At 63.4% G+C, this 22,452-nt stretch carries 24 protein-coding genes, 1 tRNA gene and 1 pseudogene; 13 read left to right on the top strand and 13 right to left on the bottom strand.

The annotated features are described in order from the left end of the window. Positions 1-7: 7 nt before the first annotated feature. The 3 genes from AC0YKC_RS27195 to map form a co-directional block, all read right to left on the bottom strand. Positions 8-892 (bottom strand): cytochrome c oxidase subunit II, encoded by an 885-nt coding sequence (locus tag AC0YKC_RS27195; protein WP_488513323.1) that lies wholly within the window; start codon positions 890-892, stop codon positions 8-10. 142 nt (positions 893-1,034) lie between these two features. Next, positions 1,035-1,796, bottom strand: coding sequence for a RadC family protein (gene radC / locus AC0YKC_RS27190; protein WP_488513322.1), 762 nt, complete (start codon positions 1,794-1,796; stop codon positions 1,035-1,037). Positions 1,797-1,831: 35 nt separating this feature from the next. Beyond that, a complete protein-coding gene (gene map, locus AC0YKC_RS27185) occupies positions 1,832-2,659 on the bottom strand; it encodes a type I methionyl aminopeptidase (protein ID WP_488513321.1) in 828 nt (275 codons plus the stop codon). 197 nt (positions 2,660-2,856) lie between these two features. On the opposite strand from map, the gene AC0YKC_RS27180 reads away from it, so the two are divergent. The 3 genes from AC0YKC_RS27180 (at position 2,857) to AC0YKC_RS27170 (ending at position 4,098) form a co-directional block, all read left to right on the top strand. Beyond that, positions 2,857-3,225, top strand: coding sequence for a hypothetical protein (locus AC0YKC_RS27180; protein WP_434723072.1), 369 nt, complete (start codon positions 2,857-2,859; stop codon positions 3,223-3,225). Positions 3,226-3,338: 113 nt separating this feature from the next. Beyond that, positions 3,339-3,575: a hypothetical protein gene (locus AC0YKC_RS27175; RefSeq protein ID WP_320295474.1), complete on the top strand. Its 237-nt coding sequence runs from the start codon at positions 3,339-3,341 to the stop codon at positions 3,573-3,575. Between the two features lie 202 nt (positions 3,576-3,777). Further along, the gene (locus tag AC0YKC_RS27170) at positions 3,778-4,098 is read left to right on the top strand and encodes a DUF982 domain-containing protein (protein WP_320295475.1); all 321 of its coding nucleotides are present in this window, start codon (positions 3,778-3,780) and stop codon (positions 4,096-4,098) included. A gap of 15 nt (positions 4,099-4,113) precedes the next feature. Here the strand turns inward: AC0YKC_RS27170 and AC0YKC_RS27165 are convergent, their stop codons facing one another. Further along, positions 4,114-4,800, bottom strand: coding sequence for an aspartyl/asparaginyl beta-hydroxylase domain-containing protein (locus AC0YKC_RS27165; protein WP_320295476.1), 687 nt, complete (start codon positions 4,798-4,800; stop codon positions 4,114-4,116). 368 nt (positions 4,801-5,168) lie between these two features. Between AC0YKC_RS27165 and AC0YKC_RS27160 the strand changes: the two genes are divergently transcribed. Further along, a complete protein-coding gene (locus AC0YKC_RS27160; RefSeq protein WP_488513320.1) occupies positions 5,169-5,462 on the top strand; it encodes a hypothetical protein in 294 nt (97 codons plus the stop codon). 42 nt (positions 5,463-5,504) lie between these two features. Here AC0YKC_RS27160 and AC0YKC_RS27155 read toward each other — a convergent pair whose 3' ends face one another. Continuing rightward, the gene (locus tag AC0YKC_RS27155) at positions 5,505-5,759 is read right to left on the bottom strand and encodes a hypothetical protein (protein ID WP_320295478.1); all 255 of its coding nucleotides are present in this window, start codon (positions 5,757-5,759) and stop codon (positions 5,505-5,507) included. Between the two features lie 135 nt (positions 5,760-5,894). Next, a complete protein-coding gene (locus AC0YKC_RS27150) occupies positions 5,895-6,902 on the bottom strand; it encodes a LysR family transcriptional regulator (RefSeq protein WP_488513319.1) in 1,008 nt (335 codons plus the stop codon). Between the two features lie 147 nt (positions 6,903-7,049). Here AC0YKC_RS27150 and AC0YKC_RS27145 point away from each other — a divergent pair, with 147 nt between their 5' ends. Next, positions 7,050-7,406, top strand: coding sequence for a cupin domain-containing protein (locus AC0YKC_RS27145; RefSeq protein ID WP_488513318.1), 357 nt, complete (start codon positions 7,050-7,052; stop codon positions 7,404-7,406). Positions 7,407-7,775: 369 nt separating this feature from the next. Then, on the top strand, positions 7,776-8,174 hold the full coding sequence (locus tag AC0YKC_RS27140; protein ID WP_320295481.1) for a type II toxin-antitoxin system death-on-curing family toxin: 399 nt from the start codon (positions 7,776-7,778) through the stop codon (positions 8,172-8,174). 55 nt (positions 8,175-8,229) lie between these two features. Here the strand turns inward: AC0YKC_RS27140 and AC0YKC_RS27135 are convergent. From AC0YKC_RS27135 to phaC, 3 genes are all read right to left on the bottom strand, one after another. Continuing rightward, positions 8,230-8,304, bottom strand: a tRNA-Glu gene (locus tag AC0YKC_RS27135). Between the two features lie 574 nt (positions 8,305-8,878). Next, positions 8,879-10,039, bottom strand: coding sequence for a YcbK family protein (locus AC0YKC_RS27130; RefSeq protein WP_488513317.1), 1,161 nt, complete (start codon positions 10,037-10,039; stop codon positions 8,879-8,881). Positions 10,040-10,365: 326 nt separating this feature from the next. Next, positions 10,366-12,201, bottom strand: a complete 1,836-nt coding sequence (gene phaC / locus AC0YKC_RS27125) for a class I poly(R)-hydroxyalkanoic acid synthase (RefSeq protein WP_320295483.1) — start codon at positions 12,199-12,201, stop codon at positions 10,366-10,368. Between the two features lie 97 nt (positions 12,202-12,298). On the opposite strand from phaC, the gene AC0YKC_RS27120 reads away from it, so the two are divergent. From AC0YKC_RS27120 to recJ, 6 genes and pseudogenes are all read left to right on the top strand, one after another. Continuing rightward, complete coding sequence (locus AC0YKC_RS27120; protein ID WP_434723022.1) at positions 12,299-12,706, top strand: hypothetical protein; 408 nt, start codon at positions 12,299-12,301, stop codon at positions 12,704-12,706. Between the two features lie 48 nt (positions 12,707-12,754). Then, positions 12,755-13,972 (top strand): LL-diaminopimelate aminotransferase, encoded by a 1,218-nt coding sequence (locus tag AC0YKC_RS27115; RefSeq protein WP_488513316.1) that lies wholly within the window; start codon positions 12,755-12,757, stop codon positions 13,970-13,972. A 42-nt stretch (positions 13,973-14,014) separates the two neighbouring features. Then, on the top strand, positions 14,015-15,328 hold the full coding sequence (locus AC0YKC_RS27110) for a homoserine dehydrogenase (RefSeq protein ID WP_488513315.1): 1,314 nt from the start codon (positions 14,015-14,017) through the stop codon (positions 15,326-15,328). 217 nt (positions 15,329-15,545) lie between these two features. After that, complete coding sequence (gene glpX / locus AC0YKC_RS27105) at positions 15,546-16,529, top strand: class II fructose-bisphosphatase (protein WP_488513314.1); 984 nt, start codon at positions 15,546-15,548, stop codon at positions 16,527-16,529. A 72-nt stretch (positions 16,530-16,601) separates the two neighbouring features. Beyond that, positions 16,602-16,825 (top strand): annotated as a pseudogene (locus AC0YKC_RS27100) (DUF6434 domain-containing protein). After that, positions 16,826-18,610, top strand: a complete 1,785-nt coding sequence (recJ, locus tag AC0YKC_RS27095; protein WP_488513313.1) for a single-stranded-DNA-specific exonuclease RecJ — start codon at positions 16,826-16,828, stop codon at positions 18,608-18,610. A 16-nt stretch (positions 18,611-18,626) separates the two neighbouring features. Here the strand turns inward: recJ and AC0YKC_RS27090 are convergent, their stop codons facing one another. From AC0YKC_RS27090 to folE, 3 genes are all read right to left on the bottom strand, one after another. Beyond that, positions 18,627-19,592 carry a patatin family protein gene (locus AC0YKC_RS27090; RefSeq protein ID WP_320295489.1) on the bottom strand — a complete coding sequence of 322 codons (966 nt, stop codon included), beginning with the start codon at positions 19,590-19,592 and terminating at the stop codon, positions 18,627-18,629. An 84-nt stretch (positions 19,593-19,676) separates the two neighbouring features. Further along, positions 19,677-20,135, bottom strand: coding sequence for a phosphoribosyl-AMP cyclohydrolase (gene hisI, locus AC0YKC_RS27085; protein ID WP_488513312.1), 459 nt, complete (start codon positions 20,133-20,135; stop codon positions 19,677-19,679). 39 nt (positions 20,136-20,174) lie between these two features. Next, entirely contained in the window at positions 20,175-20,807 is a 633-nt protein-coding gene (folE, locus tag AC0YKC_RS27080) for a GTP cyclohydrolase I FolE (RefSeq protein ID WP_488513311.1), read from the bottom strand. Between the two features lie 236 nt (positions 20,808-21,043). On the opposite strand from folE, the gene AC0YKC_RS27075 reads away from it, so the two are divergent. After that, complete coding sequence (locus tag AC0YKC_RS27075) at positions 21,044-21,490, top strand: iron-sulfur cluster assembly scaffold protein (protein ID WP_488513310.1); 447 nt, start codon at positions 21,044-21,046, stop codon at positions 21,488-21,490. An 8-nt stretch (positions 21,491-21,498) separates the two neighbouring features. Here AC0YKC_RS27075 and AC0YKC_RS27070 read toward each other — a convergent pair whose 3' ends face one another. After that, positions 21,499-22,404 carry a LysR substrate-binding domain-containing protein gene (locus tag AC0YKC_RS27070; protein WP_434723014.1) on the bottom strand — a complete coding sequence of 302 codons (906 nt, stop codon included), beginning with the start codon at positions 22,402-22,404 and terminating at the stop codon, positions 21,499-21,501. Positions 22,405-22,452: the final 48 nt, after the last annotated feature.

Here is a 22,452-nt window from a genome sequence, read left to right as displayed (position 1 = left end):
TGCCCGTTCAGCGGGCCTCGAGCGTTTCGAGTTTTGCCCCGACGTCCAAACCGGACGCCATCGTCTTTTCTGACAACCGGTTCGCCGAGCCTGTTTGCTTGGGCGCCGACAATTGCGCAAAAGTCTGCTGCTGGCCGAGCCAGGCGAGATAATCCTGCTCGGTGTCCACCATGACCTCGCCATGCATCAGCGGGTGTCCCTGGCCGCATAGCTCGGCGCAGAGGACCTGGAAGGTTCCGGTCCTTGTCGGGGTGAACCAGAAATAGGTGACCGAGCCCGGGATCATGTCCATCTTGGCACGGAATTCCGGGATGTAGAAATCGTGCAGAACATCGATCGAGCGCAGCAGCACCTTGACCGGCTTGCCGACTGGCAGATGCAGGTCCGCCGCCTCGACTACGATGTCATCCTGGCCGTTGGGATCGCTGGGGATGACACCGAGCGGATTGTCGGCGGTGACGTCACGGGTGTCCGACGTGCCGAGCTTGCCGTCCTTGCCGGGCAGGCGGAAGCTCCACTGCCATTGCTGGCCGATCACTTCGATCTCGGTCGCGTCGCTTGGAACGTTGACGAAGCGGCTCCAGACGAACAGGCCTGGAACCAAGAGGGTCGTGACACCGATAGCAGTGCCGACAGTCAACCACCATTCGAGGCGCCTGTTCTCGGGCTCATAGGCGGCGCGGTTGCCTTCGCGATGGCGGAAACGGAACACGCAATAGGCCATGAAAAGCACGACGGCGCTGAAGACGGCGCCGGTGATCCAGAAGCTGATGATGATGGTGTTGTCGATATAGTCCCAGTTCGAGGCAATCGGCGTCCACCACCATGGGCTCAGGAGGTGGAACAACACCGAGCCCACGACGATCAAAACGAGTACAAGCGCGATGGCCATGTCCCGTTCCTCCGGTATTTCACAGGCGCGCGAGGCATCCAACGGAAATACCAAGCCGCATCATGCTCGATTTTCGGTTGAAATTCCAGAGCCGACTACCTGATGACGATGTTGTTCGCGCCTGGAACCTCGAACGTCAGGCCTAGATCAGCAGAAGGCCCTTCATCGAGGCGTTGCCCTTGCGGCCGATGATGATGTGGTCGTGCACGGCGATGCCGAGGGGCTTGGCCGTATCGATGATCTGCTTGGTCATCTCGATGTCGGCGCGGGAAGGTGTGGGATCTCCCGAAGGGTGGTTGTGCACCAGGATGACGGCGCTGGCGGAGAGCTCGAGCGCCCGCTTCACCACCTCGCGCGGATAGACCGGCGTATGGTCGACGGTCCCGGTCTGCTGCACCTCGTCGGCGATCAGCCCGTTCTTCTTGTCGAGAAACAGGACGCGGAACTGCTCGCGCGCCTCGAAGGCCATGGCCGAGCGGCAATAGTCGAGGAGTTGCGTCCAGTTGGACAGGACCTCGCGGCCGCGCACCTCGCCGCGCGCCATGCGCTGGGCCGTGGCGGCGACGACCTTGAGATCGGTCGCGACGGCCGGCCCGATGCCTTTGACTTCCTCAAGCAGGGATGCCGGCGCGCCGAGCACCTCGGCCAACGAGCCGAAGCGGGCGATCAGTGCCTTGGCGATCGGCTTGGTGTCGACGCGCTGGATCAGCCGGAAGAGCAGCAGTTCGAGCAGTTCATAGTCGGGCAGGGCATCCGGCCCGCCGGCGACAAAGCGTTCGCGCAGACGGTCACGATGGCCGTGATAATGCGGCGTTTCTGTTGTTGCGGCTTTTTTCAGCGCCGTCTTGGGCGGCTCGATCCAGCCTTCGGAAAAGAACGCCGGCTCGTCCTCGACTTTCCCCATGCTCGCCCGCTCCCCCTCAGGCTTAGGTCGAAGTTCTAGGCCGGCAGGCCCGGACGGTCGAGCTTTTTCGGCGACAGCGTGAAGATCTCGCAGCCGGTGTCGGTGACGCCGATCGTGTGCTCGTACTGCGCCGACAGCGAGCGATCGCGGGTGACCGCCGTCCAGCCGTCCGACAGCACCTTCACATGCGGCCGGCCGAGATTGATCATCGGCTCGACGGTGAAGATCATGCCCGGCCGCATCTCGACGCCTTCATTGGCGGTGCCGTAATGCAGGATGTTCGGCGCATCGTGGAAAAGCTGGCCGACGCCGTGGCCGCAGAAATCGCGCACCACCGAGCAGCGCTCGGCCTCGGCATAGGTCTGGATCGCGGCACCGATGGCGCCGGTGCGGGCGCCGGGCTTGATCGCGGCGATGCCGCGCATCAGGCACTCATAGGTCACTTCGAGCAGGCGCTCGGCGGCGCGCTTGATCGTGCCCACCGGGTACATGCGCGAGGAATCGCCGTGCCAGCCGTCGAGGATAAAGGTGACGTCGATGTTGACGATGTCGCCTTCCTTCAGCGGCTTGTTGTCGGGAATGCCGTGGCAGACGACATGGTTGATCGAGGTGCAGGACGACTTGGTGTAGCCGCGATAGTTGAGCGTCGCCAGCAGCGCGCCATGGTCCATGCCGAATTCGAAGACGAAGCGGTCGATCGTTTCCGTCGTCACGCCGGGCTTCACCATCGGCACGAGCTCGTCGAGGCAGCGCGCGGTGAGGTCGCAGGCCTTGCGCATGCCGGCAAAACCTTCCTCGCCATAGAGGCGGATCTGGCCGGTATTTCGAAGGGGGGCGGTGGAGGCGTCGAGATAGGTAACCATTTTTGTCCGTTTGCCGGCGTTGGCTCCAAAGGGGCCGAACGCGAAAATCTGCCCCAGATTTGGCACCGGAAGCCGCAAGGTTCAAGGACGAAGTGCGGTTGCGGCGTCCATTGCGGCTTTCCTTCGGCCATTCCATGGGTTAGGGCGGGTTCTGGTATATGGAGATTGCCTTGACGGCACCTGAACGCGAAAGATCGATGCTGCTGCCGGTCAGGACCGCTTTTGCGGGCTTGATGGCGCTGCTGATGCTCGCGCTGCTGGGCTTCGCTCAGGCTGAAATCTCCGCGTCGACCGCCCCGTTCTCGGGTGGTTCCAGCATCAGCGCTGCTCGTCAAGGCGATACGATCGCGCTGCTCAGAACCACCGGCAAGGCGCAGGCGCTTGAAGTCCGGGCCAGCCGGCCGCTCCCGACAAAGCTGGTCAGCGGCAATCCCGGCGCGCTCGCGCCCGCATCCGATTTCCTGCTCATCGGCAAGGCGTTGCCGGCCGAGATGGGCATCACACCCGTATCGGGAAGCGCTACAGCTTCGCGCACCAACCAGCCACGCGCGCCGCCCGCCGCGTAAAGCCCTAGCCGCCAAGCTCGGCATTCAAACCAAAAACATCCCTTCGCGTCGCGAAACGGCGACGGCCACAGGCCGTCCGCCGGTCGTGTGCGCGTCAGTTCGGATTCCATTCAATGCAACGCATCAAGACGTTCAAGACACTTACCCACGCGGCGGCCGCTGCCTCTTTTCTGGCAATCCAGGCGGTAATCTGCATCGGCACCGTCTACTGGGCCGTTGCCGCCACCCTTCGCATGGAAGGAACGGCGGCGATCGTGCTCGGCGCCATTTTCGCGCTGCCGTCCGCCTATGTACTGATGGTGGTCATCCGCATGGCCTACGATGCCGAGACCGACCCGGCCAACCAGTAGGTGGGGCGAGGATGGGGAACCTCCGCTAGGCGATGCGGTTGCATCGAACGGCAGCCATTTCCGCATCGCATTCCGCGATCTGCCGCGCCGGCGAACCGATTCTTCACCGCACTGAGGTCACATTTGCGAGTCAGAAGGCCGCAAAAGCAACTTTTCACATCGAGCGGCGTTGCTCCGGCTGCGCCAGTTCGGGAGACAGGGAATGGACAGACTGCAATTCGAAGTGCCGGTGCGCATCACGCCCGCGCCCGGCCTGCCGGTCGAGGAAATCTACAGCGTCGAGCAGGCGCTCGATCTCCTTCAGGATTGGCCGAAGCGCCGGCAAGGCAAGGTCTACGAAGCCGCCTTCAATGCCTGCTTCGGCGCGACGGTCGACGTGGCCAGCGTCGAGGAAGCCTGCCGCGCGTTCGCTGCCTTCTGCCGCGTCAGCGGGTTGCTGGCGAGGGACGCGATGTTTCCGGGCAAGCGTGGCAACAGGGCAGGGACCTATCGCGAGGCACGCGCGCAAAGCGGCGCGCTTTAAGCCTTTGCAACTGGTTCAGCCGCCGAACGACACGCCGCGATAGCGCATCCCCACCTGGACGCCGCGCACGATCACGCGCGACAGGATTTCCATATCCAGCGGCATTTGCGGACGCCACACGTCGAGCAAGAGAGCGACGCGGGGCTGATCCGAGTTGTTCATGACTTCGTGCTCGAACGTGTCGTCCCACAGCATGCACTCGCCGTCGGCGATGCGCCTTTCCTCGTGATTGATCATCATGATCGTTGCCGGACGGCCGTCCGGCTGTTTCGGGATGGCCAGGCCGAGATGGAACCGCATGATGCCGCGAAAAGGTCCGCGGTGCGGCGGGATGTGCTTGCGCGGGGCAAGGAACGAGACAGCCGCCGATTTGACCTCGGGGCACTCCGCAAGCAACCGGCTCAGGACCGGCATGCGCGCGAGGTTTTCCGGGACCGTCATGTCATAGGCCTTGAGCACGAACATGCGCCAGTCGAGACCGTCATTGGCCGAGATATCGGCCTGCTCCGGCATGATGTCGTGGAAGCGCGGCGCCTTGTTCAGCTTCGCCGCCAGCGCCTCGTCGCGGATATTCTCCCAGGCGGCGGTGAACTTCGCGGCATTGGGAAAATGCGTGCCGGCATCAAGAATGGCCGGCGTATCTATGCGCTTCTCATAGATACGGCGGACCAGATTGGTTCCCAGATCGTAGGCGCCTGACATCTCATTACCTCAACGACGCTGTTATATAGTGGGATATTGCTTGCGGACATGGCTCACGGGAATTTGTTCGGGCCGTTCGCGACGAATAGACAGCACGGCATGCCGGTCATTGCGTCGTCGATGGTGACGATCGACCATCTCGATCATGTGTCGGTCAAAGCCGGCGCGCTCGGCCTGCGCCGGCCGGGGGGCTTGCTGCGGTGGTGTTCGCAACAGCCTGACGTCGCACGTTCGTCCTCGGGTAATTCCAGGCCTTTGGCGCGGGCTTTCAACTGCTTTTCAAGGCTTCGCTCGCTGCATCGTGACCGCACCGCTGTTGCGGAGCGATGTCGCAAGATGCGAATTTGCCGATTTGCGAGGATGCCTCCATGCCCATACGCAAGATTGCGTTTTGCGCGGCAGCGTTGATCGTTGCCGCCACAAATTTCGCCGATGCACGGCCCGACACACGCACAATGACTTGTGCGCAGACCCAGGCGCTGATCCAGAGCCGGCAAGCGGTGGTGCTGACCACCGGGGCGAACACATATGAGCGCTATGTCCGTCAATTCGGCAACGAGTGCGATGCTCCCTACGTGCCGATGGTCGACTATGTCCCGGTCCGTGAAGGTGAGTGCATGGTCTATCGGTGCGAAGAGCCGGCGCCGATGGTTCCGGATTGATCGGCGCTCGCCGCGGGTTCGCCACAGCGCGCCCGCTGCAGCTCACTTGACCTTCTTGATCTCCGGGCCCGCCGGCTGGTCGGCCGCCGGAGCCGGCGTGCAATCCTGCCCCTTGCACTCCAATGCGGGGTCGTCCTTCGGGGGAAGGCAATTCTGCCCCTCGCAGTGAACGACCGGCTGCTGTTGTTGCGCCGCGTCGCCGTTCGACTGGACGGGCTGATCCTCGGCGCGGGCAGCCTGCAGCCCGGCCAGGCCGGTCATTGCCGCGCATAGGAGCGCTGTCCGAAGCAGGTTCATCCTCGTCTCCACGTCCGGGAGCGTGAAGAACTCTACACTTTGGGGCTGAGGCCGGCTCCTGCCGTTCGGGAACGGCGTTAACGGCGCGTTTCTGCATATGCCATCTGTTATTGGCACCGACACCGGGCCAGCTATTCAGCTCGGGCGCGGTTCATGGGCGCTGCCATCGGTTTCACAGGCGCTCAGTTGCGAGAGCAGTTTCAGCACCAATTCCCGCAGCCAGCGGTGTGTGGGGTCGGTCGTATTGCGCTTGTGCCAGACGATGCAGATGAGGGCGGGATTGATCGGCATGGGCGGACTATATATCGCCAGCCCCAGTCGAGGTGCCACCTTGCGGGCGAGCTGTTCCGGCACGAGCGCGACCAGATCGCTTCCCGCCACCGCGTTACAGACGCCGCCGAACACCGGCATCGTCATGCCCACCCGCCGTTCGCGGCCCATCCGGGCAAGCGCGGCGTCGCCCATGGCCTTGAGCTTGCCCTCGGGCGAGAAGACGACATGGCCGAGGTCGCAGAAGAGATCGATCGGAACGACGTCTCCGGGCCTCACCTTCGCCCGCTCCAGCCTCGGGTGCCCGGCGCGGGCTATCGTCACGAAGGTCGACCGGAAGGCAGGCAGATGGTCGATCCAGGCGGGGAAATCGACCTTGGGAACGAGGGCAAGGTCGATACCATGCTTTTCCAGCGTGCCGACATAATCGTCGGGCACGAGATCCACGAGTTGGACCAGTATTCTCGGAGCAAGCCGGGAAATTGCGTTGGCTAGGGCAGGCATCAGCATCTCGGCAAAAAAATCCGAACCCGCGATCTTGAAGCTTTGCTCGGCCTCCGCCGGATTGAAGCTGCCGGGCCCGGCGAGCAGCGCCGACAATTCATCGAGGATGCGGCGAAGCGGAAGTTCGAGATCGCGGGCGTATTGTGTTGGTACGATGCGCTGTCCCGCGCGCACGAAAAGCGGATCGCCCAGAAAATTCCGAAGCCGCCCGAGGCTGGCTGAGACCGCTGGTTGCGACAGGCCGATGCGCTCCCCGGCTTTTACGGTCGACTGCTCGCGCAGCAACGCGTCGAGCACCCGCAGGAGATTGAGGTCGAAGCCCGATAAATTCATCTGCCAAATATATTTTATAGAAGCTATCGATTTCAATTATGAAATCGATTCTGGCAACCTTCCCGCATCGAAATGGCGTTGGAGGTTTCGGTGGCGGCTGCTTCGGTACCCTACACTGTCCAGTGGCTTGGCACGTCCTACCGGATTTGCCTGACAGCGGAGCAAACGGCCTCGCGGCTCGGAATGTTCGAAAGCCTCGATCAGCCCGGCTATGGTCCTCCGCGCCATATCCACAAGGACGAAGACGAGACCTTCCAGATCCAGTCCGGCGAAGTGGAGTTCTGGATGAACGGTCAAACGCGCATAGTCGGGCCGGGCTGTGTCGTGCACGTTCCGCGCGGAACCGAGCATACATTCCGGGTGCTTGGCGAGCGACCCGCCAGAATGCTCACCGTCATGACACCCGGCGGCTTCGAGGGTTTCTTCGCGGAGATGGCTGAGCGCAAGTGCCGGATCCCCGATGACATGGACCAGGTCGCCGCGATCGGGGCGCGTTTCGGCCTGACCTTCACAGGCCCGCCTCTGGGTTTAGCCGGGTGAAACGGCAAGATGATGGATTGCCTTTCGGGTCGTTCATCGAGACCGGGGCGCCGACCGGAAAAGCTGATTGAAATTTCTGGTACGCTCAAGGGAAGCGAACCTCGCCGTGAAAGGGCGGACTTTATGGAACATTCACCATTGAATTCAGTTAGATGCCCTTAAGGCACTTGTAACGAGAAATGAGATATACCATGATTAAGCGAGCCTGGAGACCCGGGCCAAAGAAAGACACGAAAAGAATGCGCTTTGCGGTTCCAGTGGTAAAGGACGATGGAGTCCAATTCCCTCCGCGCCCTCCTAAGGGTCCGGTAGATTTCGACGCTTTGCGCAAAGAGATCAGCGCTCGGTATCCTAAAATCCGGGCCGAACTTGCTAAGTGAGCCGCTGTGGCTCCCTGTTGAGCAGGCAATCCGCGCCAACCAAGATGAAGTAGCTGCTAGTTCGGAGGCTCACGCCATACTGGACGTGGCGAAGCTTGAATCGGCTATGTCCCGCCCGCAAAACCATTACGTATACGATGGCGAACAAGACGTCTTGCGGCTCGCGGTCATCTTGGCTCTGGCTATCGCCCAAGCCCATGCCTTTGAGCAGGGAAACAAGCGCACCGGGTGGGTTTGCGGTCTCATGTTCCTCGCTCTAAACGGATACGAAATGACGTGGGACGATGAGGCCATAGCCGAGGAGTTCATCAAGCTCATCGAAGGTAAGATTTCGATAGACCGATTTGAGGATCAAATCGTCTACTTCATCCGGGAAATCCCAGACTAGGCCCGCCATCTACGATGCTTATCGATCAGCGACGCGCCAAATGCTTGAGAAAGACTGGTACGCCCAAGGGGAATCGAACCCCTGTTACCGCCGTGAAAGGGCGGTGTCCTAACCGCTAGACGATGGGCGCGCTCAGACGAAGCGGCTTATAATTGCGTTGTTGCCAACCGGCAACCCATCTGCCGCCACATGCGACAACTTTTTTCAAAAGGGGCAAAAAGCGCTCCGCCAATACGCTAATGCATGTCGCCCAGAAGTGTGCAGCGGTTCTGGGACAACGACATGCATCAAAACAAAGACTTAAAGCGCGTCGCCTGAATCCGTTTCAGCGCGACGCGCTTTAGGCGTGGTTTCCGACTCCACTTGATCGTGCAGCTTGGAGATTGACTGCAACGCCCCTCGCGATCGTCATTCTATGGCGGAGCAAGGAGCGAAGCGACGCGCGCAGACCATAGAATCCATTCCGTGACGATGACGCGCCGCAACGGTGCAGAATCTGCGCCGCTGAACTCTTAGGCCAAGGTCACGGAATGGATCCTCGGGTCTGCGCGTCCGCTTCGCTCCCGCTCCGCCCGTGGATGACGAAGTTCGGACGGGCTTCGGCTAATCGCCAATGTCTGTGGTGGCGTTTTGAAACTAATGTTGACGGCAATCGGCCTTCAACCGATCAAACCTGCTATGCCCACGAGGCCAAGCCGAAGGGCTCAGCCGTCCTCGCCACCGCCGCTGCGCCTGCGGCAGCGCCAGTTCCAGTCGCGTTCGGGACCGACGTCGATGTGGACGGATTCTGTATGGCAGTAAGTGCCGACGCCGCCGCGGCCGGGCATCGAGCGGACATAGCTCGCCAGGTCCCACTTCGACACGCCGGGCAACTGGATGTCGGCGGCCGCGCAATACATATGCAGCGAGTTCTTGGCGCCGTTGGCGCGGCGGTTGCGCGAAGGATCGCGGTAGCCGGAGGTGACGATCATCTTGCGGCCGAAATGGCCCTCGATCGTTTTCAGCACCCGCACCAGCGACGGCTTGAGGCAGGCGACGTCGACGCTTTCGTTCTGCTTCAAAAGACCATTGGGCGCGAGCCTGGCCATGCCGGCGGCCGACGCCACCTGGTAGGAACCGCCGCCGCCCTCGTCCTCATTGAGGTCCACGTCGCTTTCGTCGTCGATGCCGGACTTGCGCTTGATCTCGAACAGCGCGGTCTGGCGCACGCCGGGGAGCGCGTCGGCACCGGTGATGTGATTGGCCGGGTCGTCGATCGAAGCCAGTTGCACCGGCTTGTCGGCCGGGGTGGCCGAGGCCAGCGTCACGATCGGCTTGGCCGGCGTCGTCGTCTTGGCCTGCGCCGCAGGCTGCTCGCCGGAGCGCGCATTGTTGATCAGGGGGGCGGGTGCGGCCGAAGCCGGCGTGGTGCTGAACAGCGAGGCGAACAGGCTCTTCTTCGGCGCGGCGACCTGCGGCTGCGCCGGTTCGCCAGCGGTCACATAGACGCCGTTGCTCATGGCCTGCGTGGTCGCCTGAGCCTTCGATGCGATGGCGGCGGCATCGCCGGCGGCGACCTGCTGGGCGACGCCCTGCGTCTGTTCCGCCGTCTGCGCCTGCTGAACCAGCGGTTGCGGCGTGCTGCCGGCGATCGTGGTGGAGCCCGCCGGCAAGGCGACGGTCGGGAAGGCGGCTTGCGGCCGCGTCTCCGGCACATAGGCGACTTTTTCGGGCAGGGGCGTATCGCCCTCGCTCATCACGGTCGCCGTCGCCTCGGCGGGCGCCGATGCCTGCAACGACGAATCGGACGCGGTCGCGGTCTTGGCGCCAGATGTCGCGCTCATTTCGGTCGCGGTTGAATTGTAGGCGGGCGAAACGACCGACATCGTCGGGTCGCCGGTCGACGTGCAAGAGGCCAGGAGCACGGAGAAAAGCGCCGCCGCAATGCTGCGGCTTTCCCTTCGTGCAAGACGCCAACCTGCTGATTTCAAAACAAATTCCCCCTCGGTATCCGGTCGGTTCGTTATCGCCGCGCCACTCCACAACCCGGCCGCGATAACCCTCCTGTTCCCAACCGGAAACGGGACGTGTGTCGAATCTGCAAGCCTCGGAATTATTCTGCGTCGGAAGGTGATTTGAGGCCGCCAAACGATTGACGCCACCATTTCGCCCTGTTTTGGCGGCCCGTCAACTCACCAGACATTACAGTCCGTTACACGCGCACCTTGACATAGCTGCCCGGCGCATCTCCCAAGGTTTTCATACGCTTGCCGGGTTTGCGGGCGGGTACGCGGATGTCGTCCTGGTTCTCGATCCAGTGCTGCCAGTGTGTCCACCACGAGCCTGGATGCTCGTGCGCCGCGGCGAGCCATGCGTTGAAGTCACCCACCGGCTTGCCGCCGGTCCAGTACTGATATTTCCTGGCGGCGGGCGGATTGACGACGCCCGCGATATGGCCGGAACCCGCCATCACATATTCGACGTCGCCGCCGAAAAATTGCGATCCCAGGAACACCGAAAGCGCCGGCGCGATGTGGTCTTCCTTCGTGGCCAGGTTGTAGACCGGGATCGTGATGTCGGCCAGCGAGACCTTGCGCCCGGCAAGCTCCATCACGCCGCGCGACAGATTGTTCTCGAGATAGCAGTTGCGCAGATAGAAGGAGTGGTTGGCCGCCGCCATGCGCGTGGAATCGGAATTCCAGTAGAGCAGGTCGAAGGGAAGGGGCTCCTTGCCGCGCATATAGTTGTTGACGACATAGGGCCAGATCAGATCGCCCGAGCGCAGCATGTTGAAGGCGGTCGCCATCTTGGTGCCATCCAGATAGCCCTTTTCGCTCATCGAGCGCTCGACCGCGGCGACCTGGTCCTCGTCGACGAACACCTTGAGGTCGCCGGCATAGGTGAAGTCGACCTGCGTGGTGAAGAAGGTGGCCGACTTGATGCGATGGTCGCCCTCTTGCGCCAGCAGGGCCAGCGCCGCGCCAAGCAGCGTGCCGCCGACGCAGTAGCCGATGGCGTTGACCTCCTTCTCTCCGGTGGCCTTCTCCACCATGTCGAGGCCGAATTGCAGGCCTTCGCGGATATAAGCCTCCCAGCCCTTGGCGCCGTGGCGCTCGTCCGGATTGATCCAGGAGATGACGAAGACGGTGTGGCCCTGCTCGATGGCCCAGCGGATGAAGGATTTCTGCGGGTTGAGGTCGAGAATGTAGAACTTGTTGATCCATGGCGGACAGATCAGCAGCGGCCGTTTCAGCACCGTCTCCGTCGCCGGGTCGTATTGGATGATCTCGGCGACGTCGCTGCGGCCGATGACCTTGCCGGGCGTGGTGGCGATGTTCTTGCCGATTTCGAACGGCGTGTAATCCGCCTGGCGCAGCTTCAAGTCGCCCCGGCCGGCGGCGATGTCCTCGGCCAGCATCTTCATGCCACGCACGAGGTTCTCGCCGTTCGAGGCCATGGTCTCGCGGAACAGCTCCGGGTTGGTCAGGATGAAGTTCGACGGCGCGATCGCGTTAGACACCTGCTTGACGTAGAAGCTCGCCTTGTGGCGCGTGTGCTCGTCCAGACCCTCGGCATGCTCGACCAGCTCGTTCGCCCAGCGCGAGGTGACGAGATAGGCCTGCTTGAGGAAATCGAAGAAGGCGTTGCGGCCCCACTCCGGGTCCTGGAAGCGCTTGTCGCCGCGCTCGGGCTGAACCGCGTCCTGCGGCGCCTCGGCGTTGGGATTGACCTTCTGGATGGCGTTCGCCCACACGGTCATGTAGCCGGCGAACAGTCGCGTCTGCGCTTCGAGCGCGCGTTGCGGGTCGCCCAGCCAGTATTCCGAGAGCTTGGAGAAAGTCTTGACCATGTCGACGACGGGCTCGGCGACATGATCGCGCACTTCGCCCTTCTCGCGCGGTTCGGTCCAGGCGGAAGCCGCCTTGCCGGCCTGCTCGATCATGCGCGCCATGTTCAAGGCAAAACGCTCGGGGTCCTTCACCAGATATTGCTCGATGGCCGAAGGTCCGCCATTTTCCGCTTTGTCCGAATCGTCAGGTTTGGACATGGTTCGCGGGGTTCCTCCCGGAGCGTTTTCTTGACATATTACCATGGGACATCTGACCGGGTCCAATTCGCTGTAACCCGGCTGCCAGGAAAACAATATGACGATTAATGTTGGCGGGACTTTTTTTCTCAGGCCGGGTTCGATTTGCCGCATGGCGGTCGTGGCCGGGTTGGTCGGCGTCCTGCTGCCCGCCGGCGGCTGCACGAGCACCAGCACGAACAATGCGGCGCCGACGTCCCTGACCGAAGGTCCGAAGGACACCGGCTCCTATCCGAACCTCAATGTCCCGCCGCCGGTGGCCGCCAAGCAGCTCACCAAGGAAGAGACCGCGGCGAACCTGGCCCAGCTCAAGGCCGAGGAGCAGGCGCAGGCCGCCAAGGGCGGCAGCGTCAAGGCACCGGCGAATGCGGCGGCTCTCAACAAGCTTGCCAAGACGCATGGCGACGACACGCTGAAGCAGATCGAGGGCAAATGCGACCCTGCCCTCGACCCTAGCTGCAATTAGGTTTATATCGCGCGCCGAAAGCGCCCCCTTTGATCGTCTGGAACTCCAATGGAAGAATTTCACAAGGTCCGCCGGCTTCCGCCCTATGTCTTCGAGCAGGTCAATCGGCTGAAGGCCAGCGCCCGCTCGCGCGGCGCCGACATCATCGACCTTGGCATGGGCAATCCGGACCTGCCGACGCCGAAGGCCATCGTCGACAAATTGTGCGAAGTGGTGCGCGATCCGCGCACGCATCGCTATTCGTCGTCGCGCGGCATTCCCGGCCTGCGCCGCGCCCAGGCGAGTTATTATCAGCGCCGCTTCGGCGTAAAACTGAACCCCGATACGCAAGTGGTGGCGACGCTCGGCTCGAAGGAGGGCTTCGCCAACATGGCACAGGCGATCACCGCGCCCGGCGACGTCATCCTGTGCCCCAATCCGACCTATCCGATCCATGCTTTCGGCTTCATCATGTCGGGCGGGGTGATCCGATCGCTTCAGGTCGAGCCCGATGACGGCTTCATTCCGGCGGTCGAGCGCGGCATCCGCCATTCGATCCCGAAGCCGCTGGCGCTGATCCTCAACTATCCGTCGAACCCGACGGCGCTTGTCGCCTCGCTCGACTTCTACAACGACGTGGTCGCCTTCGCGAAGAAGAACGACATCATCATCCTGTCGGATCTCGCCTATTCGGAAATCTATTTCGACGGCAATCCGCCGCCGTCGGTGCTGCAGGTGCCGGGCGCGATGGATGTCTGCGTCGAGTTCACCTCAATGTCGAAGACCTTTTCCATGCCCGGATGGCGCATGGGCTTCGCGGTCGGCAACGAGCGGCTGATTTCGGCGCTGACGCGGGTGAAGTCCTATCTCGACTACGGCGCGTTCACGCCGATCCAGGTAGCGGCGGCGCATGCGCTGAACGGCGACGGCGCCGACATCGAGGAGGTGCGCGAGGTCTACCACAAGCGGCGCGACGTGATGGTCGATTCATTCAGCCGCGCCGGCTGGACCATTCCCGCGCCCGCGGCCTCGATGTTCGCCTGGGCTCCGATCCCGGAGCAGTTCCGTCATCTCGGCTCGCTCGAATTCTCCAAGCTGCTCATCGAGCATGCGGATGTCGCGGTGGCGCCGGGTGTCGGCTTCGGCGAGCATGGCGACGACTATGTGCGCGTGGCGCTGGTCGAGAACGAGCACCGGATCCGCCAGGCGGCACGCAACATCAAGAAGTTCCTCGCGACCACCGCCAAGCAGCCCAACAACGTGGTGCCGCTCACCGCTCGTCGCTGAGTTTGCCTTATATCCCGTAGAATTTGAGGGGCGTCGCCGGACATGGCTGAAGCGTTGCGTGTTGGAATTGCCGGCCTCGGCACGGTCGGCGCCTCGGTGGCGCGCGTGCTGCGCGACAAGGCGCCCGAGCTCACCCGCCAATGCGGCCGCGACGTCGTCGTGACGGCCGTGTCGGCCCGCGACCCGAAGCGCGACCGCGGCATCGACCTAAGCACCGCGAAATGGTTCGACGATCCCGTCAAGCTGGCCGAGAAGGCGGATATCGATGTCTTCGTCGAGCTGATCGGTGGCGACGAAGGGCCGGCGCGTGCCTCGGTGAAGGCGGCGCTCGAGGCCGGGCGCCATGTCGTCACCGCCAACAAGGCGCTGCTTGCCAAGCATGGTGTGGCGCTTGCCGAGATCGCCGAGAAGAAGGGCGTGCTGCTCAATTACGAGGCTGCGGTGGCCGGCGGCATCCCGGTGATCAAGACGATGCGCGAGGCGATGGCGGGCAACGCGGTGACGCGTGTGTTCGGCATCCTCAACGGCACCTGCAACTACATCCTGACCCGCATGGAAGCCGAAGGCATCGCCTTCGACGCCTGCCTGAAGGACGCGCAGCGGCTGGGTTACGCCGAGGCCGATCCGACCTTCGATATCGAAGGCCACGATACGGCGCACAAATTGTCGATCCTGACCAGCCTTGCGTTTGGGACGAAGATCGCCGCCGGCGACATCTACATGGAAGGCATCTCCAACATCACCCAGGCCGACATCCGCGCGGCGGGCGACCTCGGTTACCGCATCAAGCTGCTCGGCGTCGCGCAGCGCACCGAGAGCGGCATCGAACAGCGCGTGCACCCGACCATGGTGCCGACGGCTTCGGTCATTGCGCAGGTGCATGGCGTCACCAACGCGGTGGCGATCGAGACCGATATCCTCGGCGAGCTCCTGCTCTCGGGTCCGGGCGCGGGCGGCAATGCCACCGCTTCGGCGGTCGTCGGCGACATTGCCGACATCGCCAAGAGCCGGCCAGGCTTCCAGCATGGCCCGGTCTTCGGCTGGCCGGCGAAGGAACTGAAGCCCTACAAGAAGGCGCAGATGCGCAGTCATGCCGGCGGCTATTTCATCCGGCTGACCGTGCATGACCGCACCGGCGTCTTCGCGGCCATAGCCAAGCGCATGGCCGACAACGACATCTCGCTGGAATCGATCGTCCAGCAGGCGGCTGGCGCCGAAACGAAGGCGCAGAAGACTGTCATCCTCGTTACCCACGAGACGACGGAAGCGGCGGTGCGCAAGGCCGTAGAAGGCATCACCAAGGACGGTCATCTGACCGACAAGCCGCAGGTGATCCGCATCGAGCGGGCCGAATAAGCCAAGTCCGTTTTTGCCTTCAATCGATTGATTTTGCTGTCATTTCGAAAAGTGACCGGCTGAGTCTTGCCGTTGTCATGGAGCTTTGCCAGAAGAAGCGCGCCTCTGGCGGGAGGCGGAGCAATTCCGGCGCTCGACCGTTCTGGAATTGCTCGAAGCAACAATTGGAGCGGCTCAGAACTGAACCGCTCTCATGACAACGAGGAACGCGTAATCCATGAACATCGCCCAGAACATCGTCGGTGGTCTCGACCGGATCCTTGCCATGGAAGTCGTGCGTGTCACCGAGCGTGCGGCGGTCGCGGCGGCGAGGCTGCGCGGGCGCGGTGACGAGAAGGCCGCCGACCAGGTGGCGGTCGACGCCATGCGCCAGGAGCTCAACCGGTTGGCCATCAAAGGCACGGTGGTGATCGGCGAGGGCGAGCGCGACGAGGCGCCGATGCTCTATATCGGCGAGGAGGTCGGCACCGGCAAAGGTCCGGCCGTCGACATCGCGCTCGATCCGCTCGAAGGCACGACGATCTGCGCCAAGAACCTGCCCAACGCGCTGGCCGTCATCGCCATCGCGGAAAAGGGCAGCCTGCTGTTTGCGCCCGACGTCTACATGGACAAGATCGCCATTGGCCCCGGCTATCCCGAAGACCTGATCGACATCGACGCCTCGCCGGCCGAGAACCTCGCCAATCTGGCCAAGGCCAAGGGCGTGGGCGTCTCCGACATAACCGCCTGCATCCTCGACCGGCCGCGTCATGCCAGGCTGATCGACGCCGTGCGCGCCACGGGCGCCGCGATCCGGCTGATCGGCGACGGCGATGTCGCGGGCGTCATCCACACCACCGATCCGGACGAAACCGGCATCGACATCTATCTCGGCACCGGCGGCGCGCCGGAGGGCGTGCTGGCGGCGGCTGCGCTGCGCTGTACCGGCGGACAGATGCAGGGCCGGCTGATCCTCGACACGCCCGAGAAGGTGGCGCGGGCGCAGAAGATGGGCATTTCGGACCCGAAGCGCGTCTATCGCGCCCAGGATATGGCGCGCGGCGACGTGCTCTTCGCGGCGACCGGCGTTACCGACGGCAATTTGCTCGACGGGGTGAAGTTCGGCCGCACCTTCATCACCACGCACACGATCGTGCTGCGCTCGTCCTCGCGCACGGTGCGCGAGATCAAGGCGCGCCACCAGGATCTGGATAAGTTCTAGACCTGCTTGCGAGGTCGGACCGCAGTTGTTAGCCATCTCAGCGACAACGATACCGGCTGCAGGGATCTGACGATGAAGGCGTTTGACTGGCACGCGGATCCGATTTCGCGTGCCACGGTGATTACGAAATCCTATCGCAATACCCAGAAGGTGCGCCGCTTCTCGCGCGCGAATGCGGCAGTGCATTTCGGTTCGACCGCCCTTTCATGGCCTGGCTCAAGGATGGTACGGAAAAGACCATGGGCGATGCGGCGGACGAATGGCTCCGCCGCCAGGCTGAAAAGCGGAAAGCGTAGTTGAGCGGCGAAAAGCGCCTCTTCCTCAATGTCAGGCAGTCGGCGACCGGTGTTTCCTGGGAACACCGGCTGACCGAGCGGCAGGACATGGCCGCCTTGGCCATCGCGCAGGGCCATGGCGTGCCCGACATCGTGGCGCGGGTGCTTGCCGGGCGCGGCGTCAGCGCCGAGCAGACCGAGCGCTTCCTCGATCCGACCATTCGCGAGCTCCTGCCAAATCCGGCGTCGCTGACTGACATGGAGAAAGCGGCGGCGAGGCTGGCCGATGCGATCGTTGCCCGTGAAAAAGTGGCGATCTTCGGCGACTATGACGTTGACGGCGCCGCGTCGTCGGCGCTCCTGAAACGCTTTCTCACGCATTTTTCGGTGCCGTCGGAAATCTATATCCCGGACCGCATCTTCGAGGGTTACGGACCCAATCCCGAAGCGATGCGGGAGCTGATCTCGCGCGGCGCGAAGCTGATCGTCACCGTCGACTGCGGCACCAACAGCGCGACCTCGATCGATGCGGCCAGAGAGGCCGGCGCCGATGTCGTGGTGCTCGACCATCACCAGGTCGGCGGCCCGCTGCCGGCCGCGGACGCCGTGGTCAATCCCAATCGCGAGGACGACCTGTCGGGGCAGGGGCATCTGTGCGCCGCCGGCGTCGTCTTCCTGTGCCTGGTGCAGACGGCGAAGGTGCTGCGCGAGAGGTTGCCGGACGCCGCGCCGGTCGATCTGCTTTCCATGCTCGATCTGGTGGCGCTGGCAACGGTCTGCGACGTCGTGCCGCTCACCGGGGTCAACCGCGCCTTCGTGGTCAAGGGGTTGCAGGTGTTGCGCCAGCAGAAGAATGAGGGGCTGGCGGCGCTGGCGCGGGTCTCGCGCATCGGCGAGCCGATCAACACCTTCCATCTGTCCTTCCTGATCGGCCCGCGCATCAATGCCGGCGGCCGCATCGGCGATGCCGCGCTCGGCAGCCGGCTTTTGGCCACCGACGATCCCGTCGAGGCGGCAAGCATTGCCGAGACGCTGGACCGGCTGAACCAGGAACGGCAGCAGATGGAGCAAGAGATGCTGGCGCAGGCCCGCGCCGAGGCCGATGCGGAGCTTGCCGGCGGCAACGGCCCGGCAGTCATCGTCACCGCCAGCAACACCTGGCATCCGGGCATCGTCGGGCTGATCGCTTCGCGGCTCAAGGACTATGCGCGCCGGCCGGCCTTTGCCATCGCCTTCAATTCGACCGGCATCGGCACGGGCTCCGGCCGTTCGGTGACCGGCTTCGATCTCGGTCGGCTGGTGCGCGAGGCAGCCGAGGCCGGGCTGATCGTCAAGGGCGGCGGCCATGCGATGGCCGCCGGCATCACCGTCGAGCGCGCCAAGCTCGGCGAATTGCGCGCCTTCTTCGAGGAGCGCGCCGCGGCCGACGTGTTCCGGCTTCAGAACGAGGAAAGCCTGGCGATCGACGGCGCCTTGGCTGCCGAGGGCGCCACGATCGCGCTGCTCGACGCGCTGGAGAAAGCCGGGCCATTCGGCGCCGGGCACATCGCGCCGGTATTCGTGCTGCCGCGGCACCGGCTGGCCGACGCGCGCGCGATCGGCACCAACCACATCCGGGTGGACCTGCAGTCGCAAAGCGGCGGCAACATTCAGGCCATCGCGTTCCGCGCCGTCGACACGGCGCTCGGCGAATTCCTGTTTAAAAACAGGGGCAGGACCGTGCACATCGCCGGTTCACTGTCGGGCAATTACTGGAACGGCAACCGCACGGTGCAGTTCCGCATCAGCGATGCGGCGCTGGCGTAACGACGATAGCGGGAATTCACATGAGCACGGACTGCAGCCGGGTCAGTTCGTTGATCTGCGACTTCGTCGCCTGGTAGCCCAGGCTGATCGCCTCGTCTGCCCGGTGGAATTCGGTGAGGCCGATATGGCTGAGCTTGGGCTGCAGCGACATGTCCGGCGGATCGCCGGCGAGACGCGCGCGCGAAATCCGGTCCTGGATGATGTTGAAGGCCTCGACCATGACGCCGGTGATGCCAAGGCGTGTCTGGTGCGATTGGGGATTGACCTGGCCGGGACGCGGCGCGTCGTTTTCGACGAGAAGTTCCCCGGCGCTGTGCTTGATGACAGCGGCGCGACCGAACAGGTCGTAGTGCAGGTTGACCGCCACGACGAGCGGCTGCTCATAAGCGCGGCAGACCGACACCGGCACTGGATTGACCAGGGCGCCGTCGACCAGCATGCGCCCGTTGCAGGCGACCGGCTCGAAGACGCCCGGCAGCGCATAGGAGGCGCGCATGGCGGTGACGAGCGAGCCGCTCGACAGCCAGATCTCATGGCCGGTGCGGATTTCGGAAGTGACGGCGACGAAGGGTTTCGACAGGTCCTCGAAGCGGGCGCCGTCGAGGTGCTCGCGCAGGCGCCGATCGAGCTTCATGCCGCCGAACAGGCCGCTGCCGCCCAGATTGAGATCGAGAAGGCCGAAGATGCGCCGCTTGGTCAGGCTTCTGGCGAACTCTTCCAACTCGTCGAGCTTGCCGGCAAGGTAGCAGCCGCCGACCAGGGCGCCGATCGACGTGCCGGCGATCATCGACACTTCGATGCCGGCCTCGTCGAGCGCGCGCAGCACGCCGATATGGGCCCAGCCGCGGGCGCATCCGCCGCCCAGCGCCAGCGAGATCCCTGTTTTCCTGCCAGGCTTCGGATCGGGCACGCCGCCGGACGATGCGGGGCCGTTGGCCTCCCGAACGTCAGGTCTGCTGCGCAATGACGCCCATTCGAGCATCACGATCTCCCGTGTCCCATATCCCTTGTACCACAAGGATGTTTGAGAATAATGAATATGAGTGGTTTGTGAATATTGAACGGTTCACAGAGGCTTCCGATACGTTTGGTCCGTATCGAACAGCGGCTTGCTGCCGTCGTCGGCAAGCGTCGCTCTGCCGTCGTTCAGCCCCACCGTCCGATAAAAGCAGGAACGTCTACCGGTGTGACAAGTTGCGTCCTGGCCCAACACTTTCACGCGCAACCATATCGCGTCCTGGTCACAATCCGTGCGCATCTCGACGATGTGCTGAAAATTGCCGGAGGTCTCGCCCTTCTTCCACAGCGCGTTGCGGGAGCGCGACCAGTAGTGGGCGATGCCGGTCTCCAGCGTAAGCGACAGCGCCTCGGCATTCATATGCGCGACCATCAACAGCATGCCGTCGCCGGCATCGGTGACGACGACGGTGACGAGGCCCGCGGCATCGAAGCGCGGAGAAAGGACAGAACCTTCCTCCAGCGCCTTCTTGTCAGATGGGGCCTTCGGGAATTGCAGTGCCGACATCGCCGGTCCTTATGTGTTTGGGCCGGCGAGGGCCGGCAATCAGCCGCCGGCGCGCACCATGGTGACGAAGCGGATCTGCTCCTCCGGCGTGTCCTTGAAGACGCCGGTGAAGGTCGAGGTCAGCGTGGTCGAGCCCTGCTTGCGGATGCCGCGCATGGCCATGCACATATGCTCGGCCTCGAGCATGACGGCGACGCCGCGCGGGTTGAGCACGTCCTGGATGACGCCGGCGATCTGCGCCGTCATCGCTTCCTGCGTCTGCAGGCGATGCGCGAAGATGTCGACGACACGCGCGATCTTCGACAGGCCAACGACCTTGCCGTCCGGCAGATAGCCGACATGCGCCTTGCCGATGATCGGCACCATGTGGTGCTCGCAATGCGAATGGAACTTTATGTCCCTGACGATCACGAGATCGTCATAGCCGGCAACCTCCTCGAAGGTGCGGCCAAGCTCGTCGGCCGGGCACATGTCGTAGCCGTTGAACATTTCGCGGAAGGCTTTGGTGACACGCTTCGGCGTATCGATCAGGCCTTCGCGTTCAGGATTGTCGCCGGTCCAGCGCAAAAGCGTGCGCACGGCAACTTCGACCTCCGCCTCGGTCGGCCGGTCGGTGACTGGCTTTTCCAAGTATTCGGAAGGGGGCATGATTTTCTTGATGACGGCATCCATAAAGGCGTCTCCCGTAGTCCCACTCAAAGGTGGGACGAGTTGAACGGACCACGACCTTTTGGGTGAAAATCGCCCATTTCCATCCCGCAAGCGGCGTGAACATATGAGCAAAGACAGCGGCTTTTGATCGCCTTGTCGATGCCCGACTGCGACCATTATATATGGTTACAGCGGAGCGAAAGGAAGACGCGAGAGCGGCAAAGCCTGTTCGCTGGGCGGCGACGGATTGGAAAAATATGATCGACGACGTCTACAATGCGAAAATTCTCGGCTTCGCCGGAAACATAGGGCGGATCGGCCGGCTCGACGATGCCGACGCGACGGCCAGGGCGCATTCCAAATTGTGCGGATCGACGGTGACCGTCGACCTCAAGATGGACGGCGACGTGGTGACCGATTTCGCCCATGACGTGAAGGCCTGCGCGCTCGGCCAGGCCTCGTCGTCGATCATGGCCCAGCATGTGGTCGGCGCCCGCGCCGACGAACTGCGCGCCGTGCGCGAAACCATGCTGAGGATGCTCAAGGAGAACGGCGCGCCGCCGGAAGGCCGTTTCGCCGACCTCAAATATCTGGAGCCGGTGCGCGACTACAAGGCGCGCCACGCCTCGACCATGCTGACCTTCGACGCGGTGGTCGACGCGATCGGCCAGATCGAGAAGAAGCGCGCCGGACAGGCGGCCTAAGGATAGGGCTAGGCAGCTCTTCTGGTCACCGCGAATTCGCTTCGTATCCAGTCGGCGAACGCCTTGGCGGGTTCCGGCAGATCCGCCAAGCTCCTCGCCACCAGCCAGTAGGCGCCGGAAGCGACATCGATATCGAACGGTTTGATCAAAGTGCCTGACGCGAGTTCCTCGCCGATCTGCAAGAGATCGCCAAGCGCCACGCCGTGGCCAAGCAGCGCGGCCTGCTTGGAAAGCGAGACGTCGGCCAGCATCGGGCCACGCGCGGGGACCGCGTCGGCGGGCACGCCGGCGGCCTGGAACCAGCGCGCCCAACCCTGGCGGTTTTCCTCATGCAGCAGCGTGTAATGGCGAAGGTCGATCGGCTTTTCCAGCGGAGGGCCAGCGGCCAGCAGCGCCGGCGACAGAACCGGAGAATCGACGGTCGAGGCCAGGCGCTCGGCCTCGCTGCGCGGCCATGAGGTGGCGTGCGCGCTGAAACGCAAGGCGAGCTCGGGCTGGTCGCTGCGGAACTCGATCGGACGTGGATCGACTTCGAGGGACACGTCGATGTCGGGTCGCAATTGGCGAAAGCGGTTAAGCCGCGGCACCAGCCAGACGGCTGCCAGCGATGGCTCGACGCTGACGCGGACCACCGATTGCGCCGGCGAGGCCGTCAGCTCGGAAAGCACGCGGTCGATGTCGTCGAAGCTTCTGACCAATCGGTCGAGCAGCCTTTGTCCCGCATCCGTCAGTTCGACGCGGCGGTGGAGGCGAACAAACAGCGGTTGGCGCAGGAAGGCTTCGAGCTCGCGGATCTGCCGGCTGATCGCGGCTTGCGAAACATAAAGCTCCTCGGCCGCGCGGCTGAAGCTCAAATGCCGGCCGGCCGTCTCAAAACTCCTGAGCGCCGTCAGCGGCAGCCGTCCTCGCTTCATTTCGCATAACCTCAAGTTATCCGAAGCGGAAATTATACTCGTTTGAGA

The sequence above is a fragment of the Mesorhizobium sp. CNPSo 4661 genome, from assembly GCF_057784215.1.
This window is presented reverse-complemented; position numbering and strand designations above follow the sequence as displayed.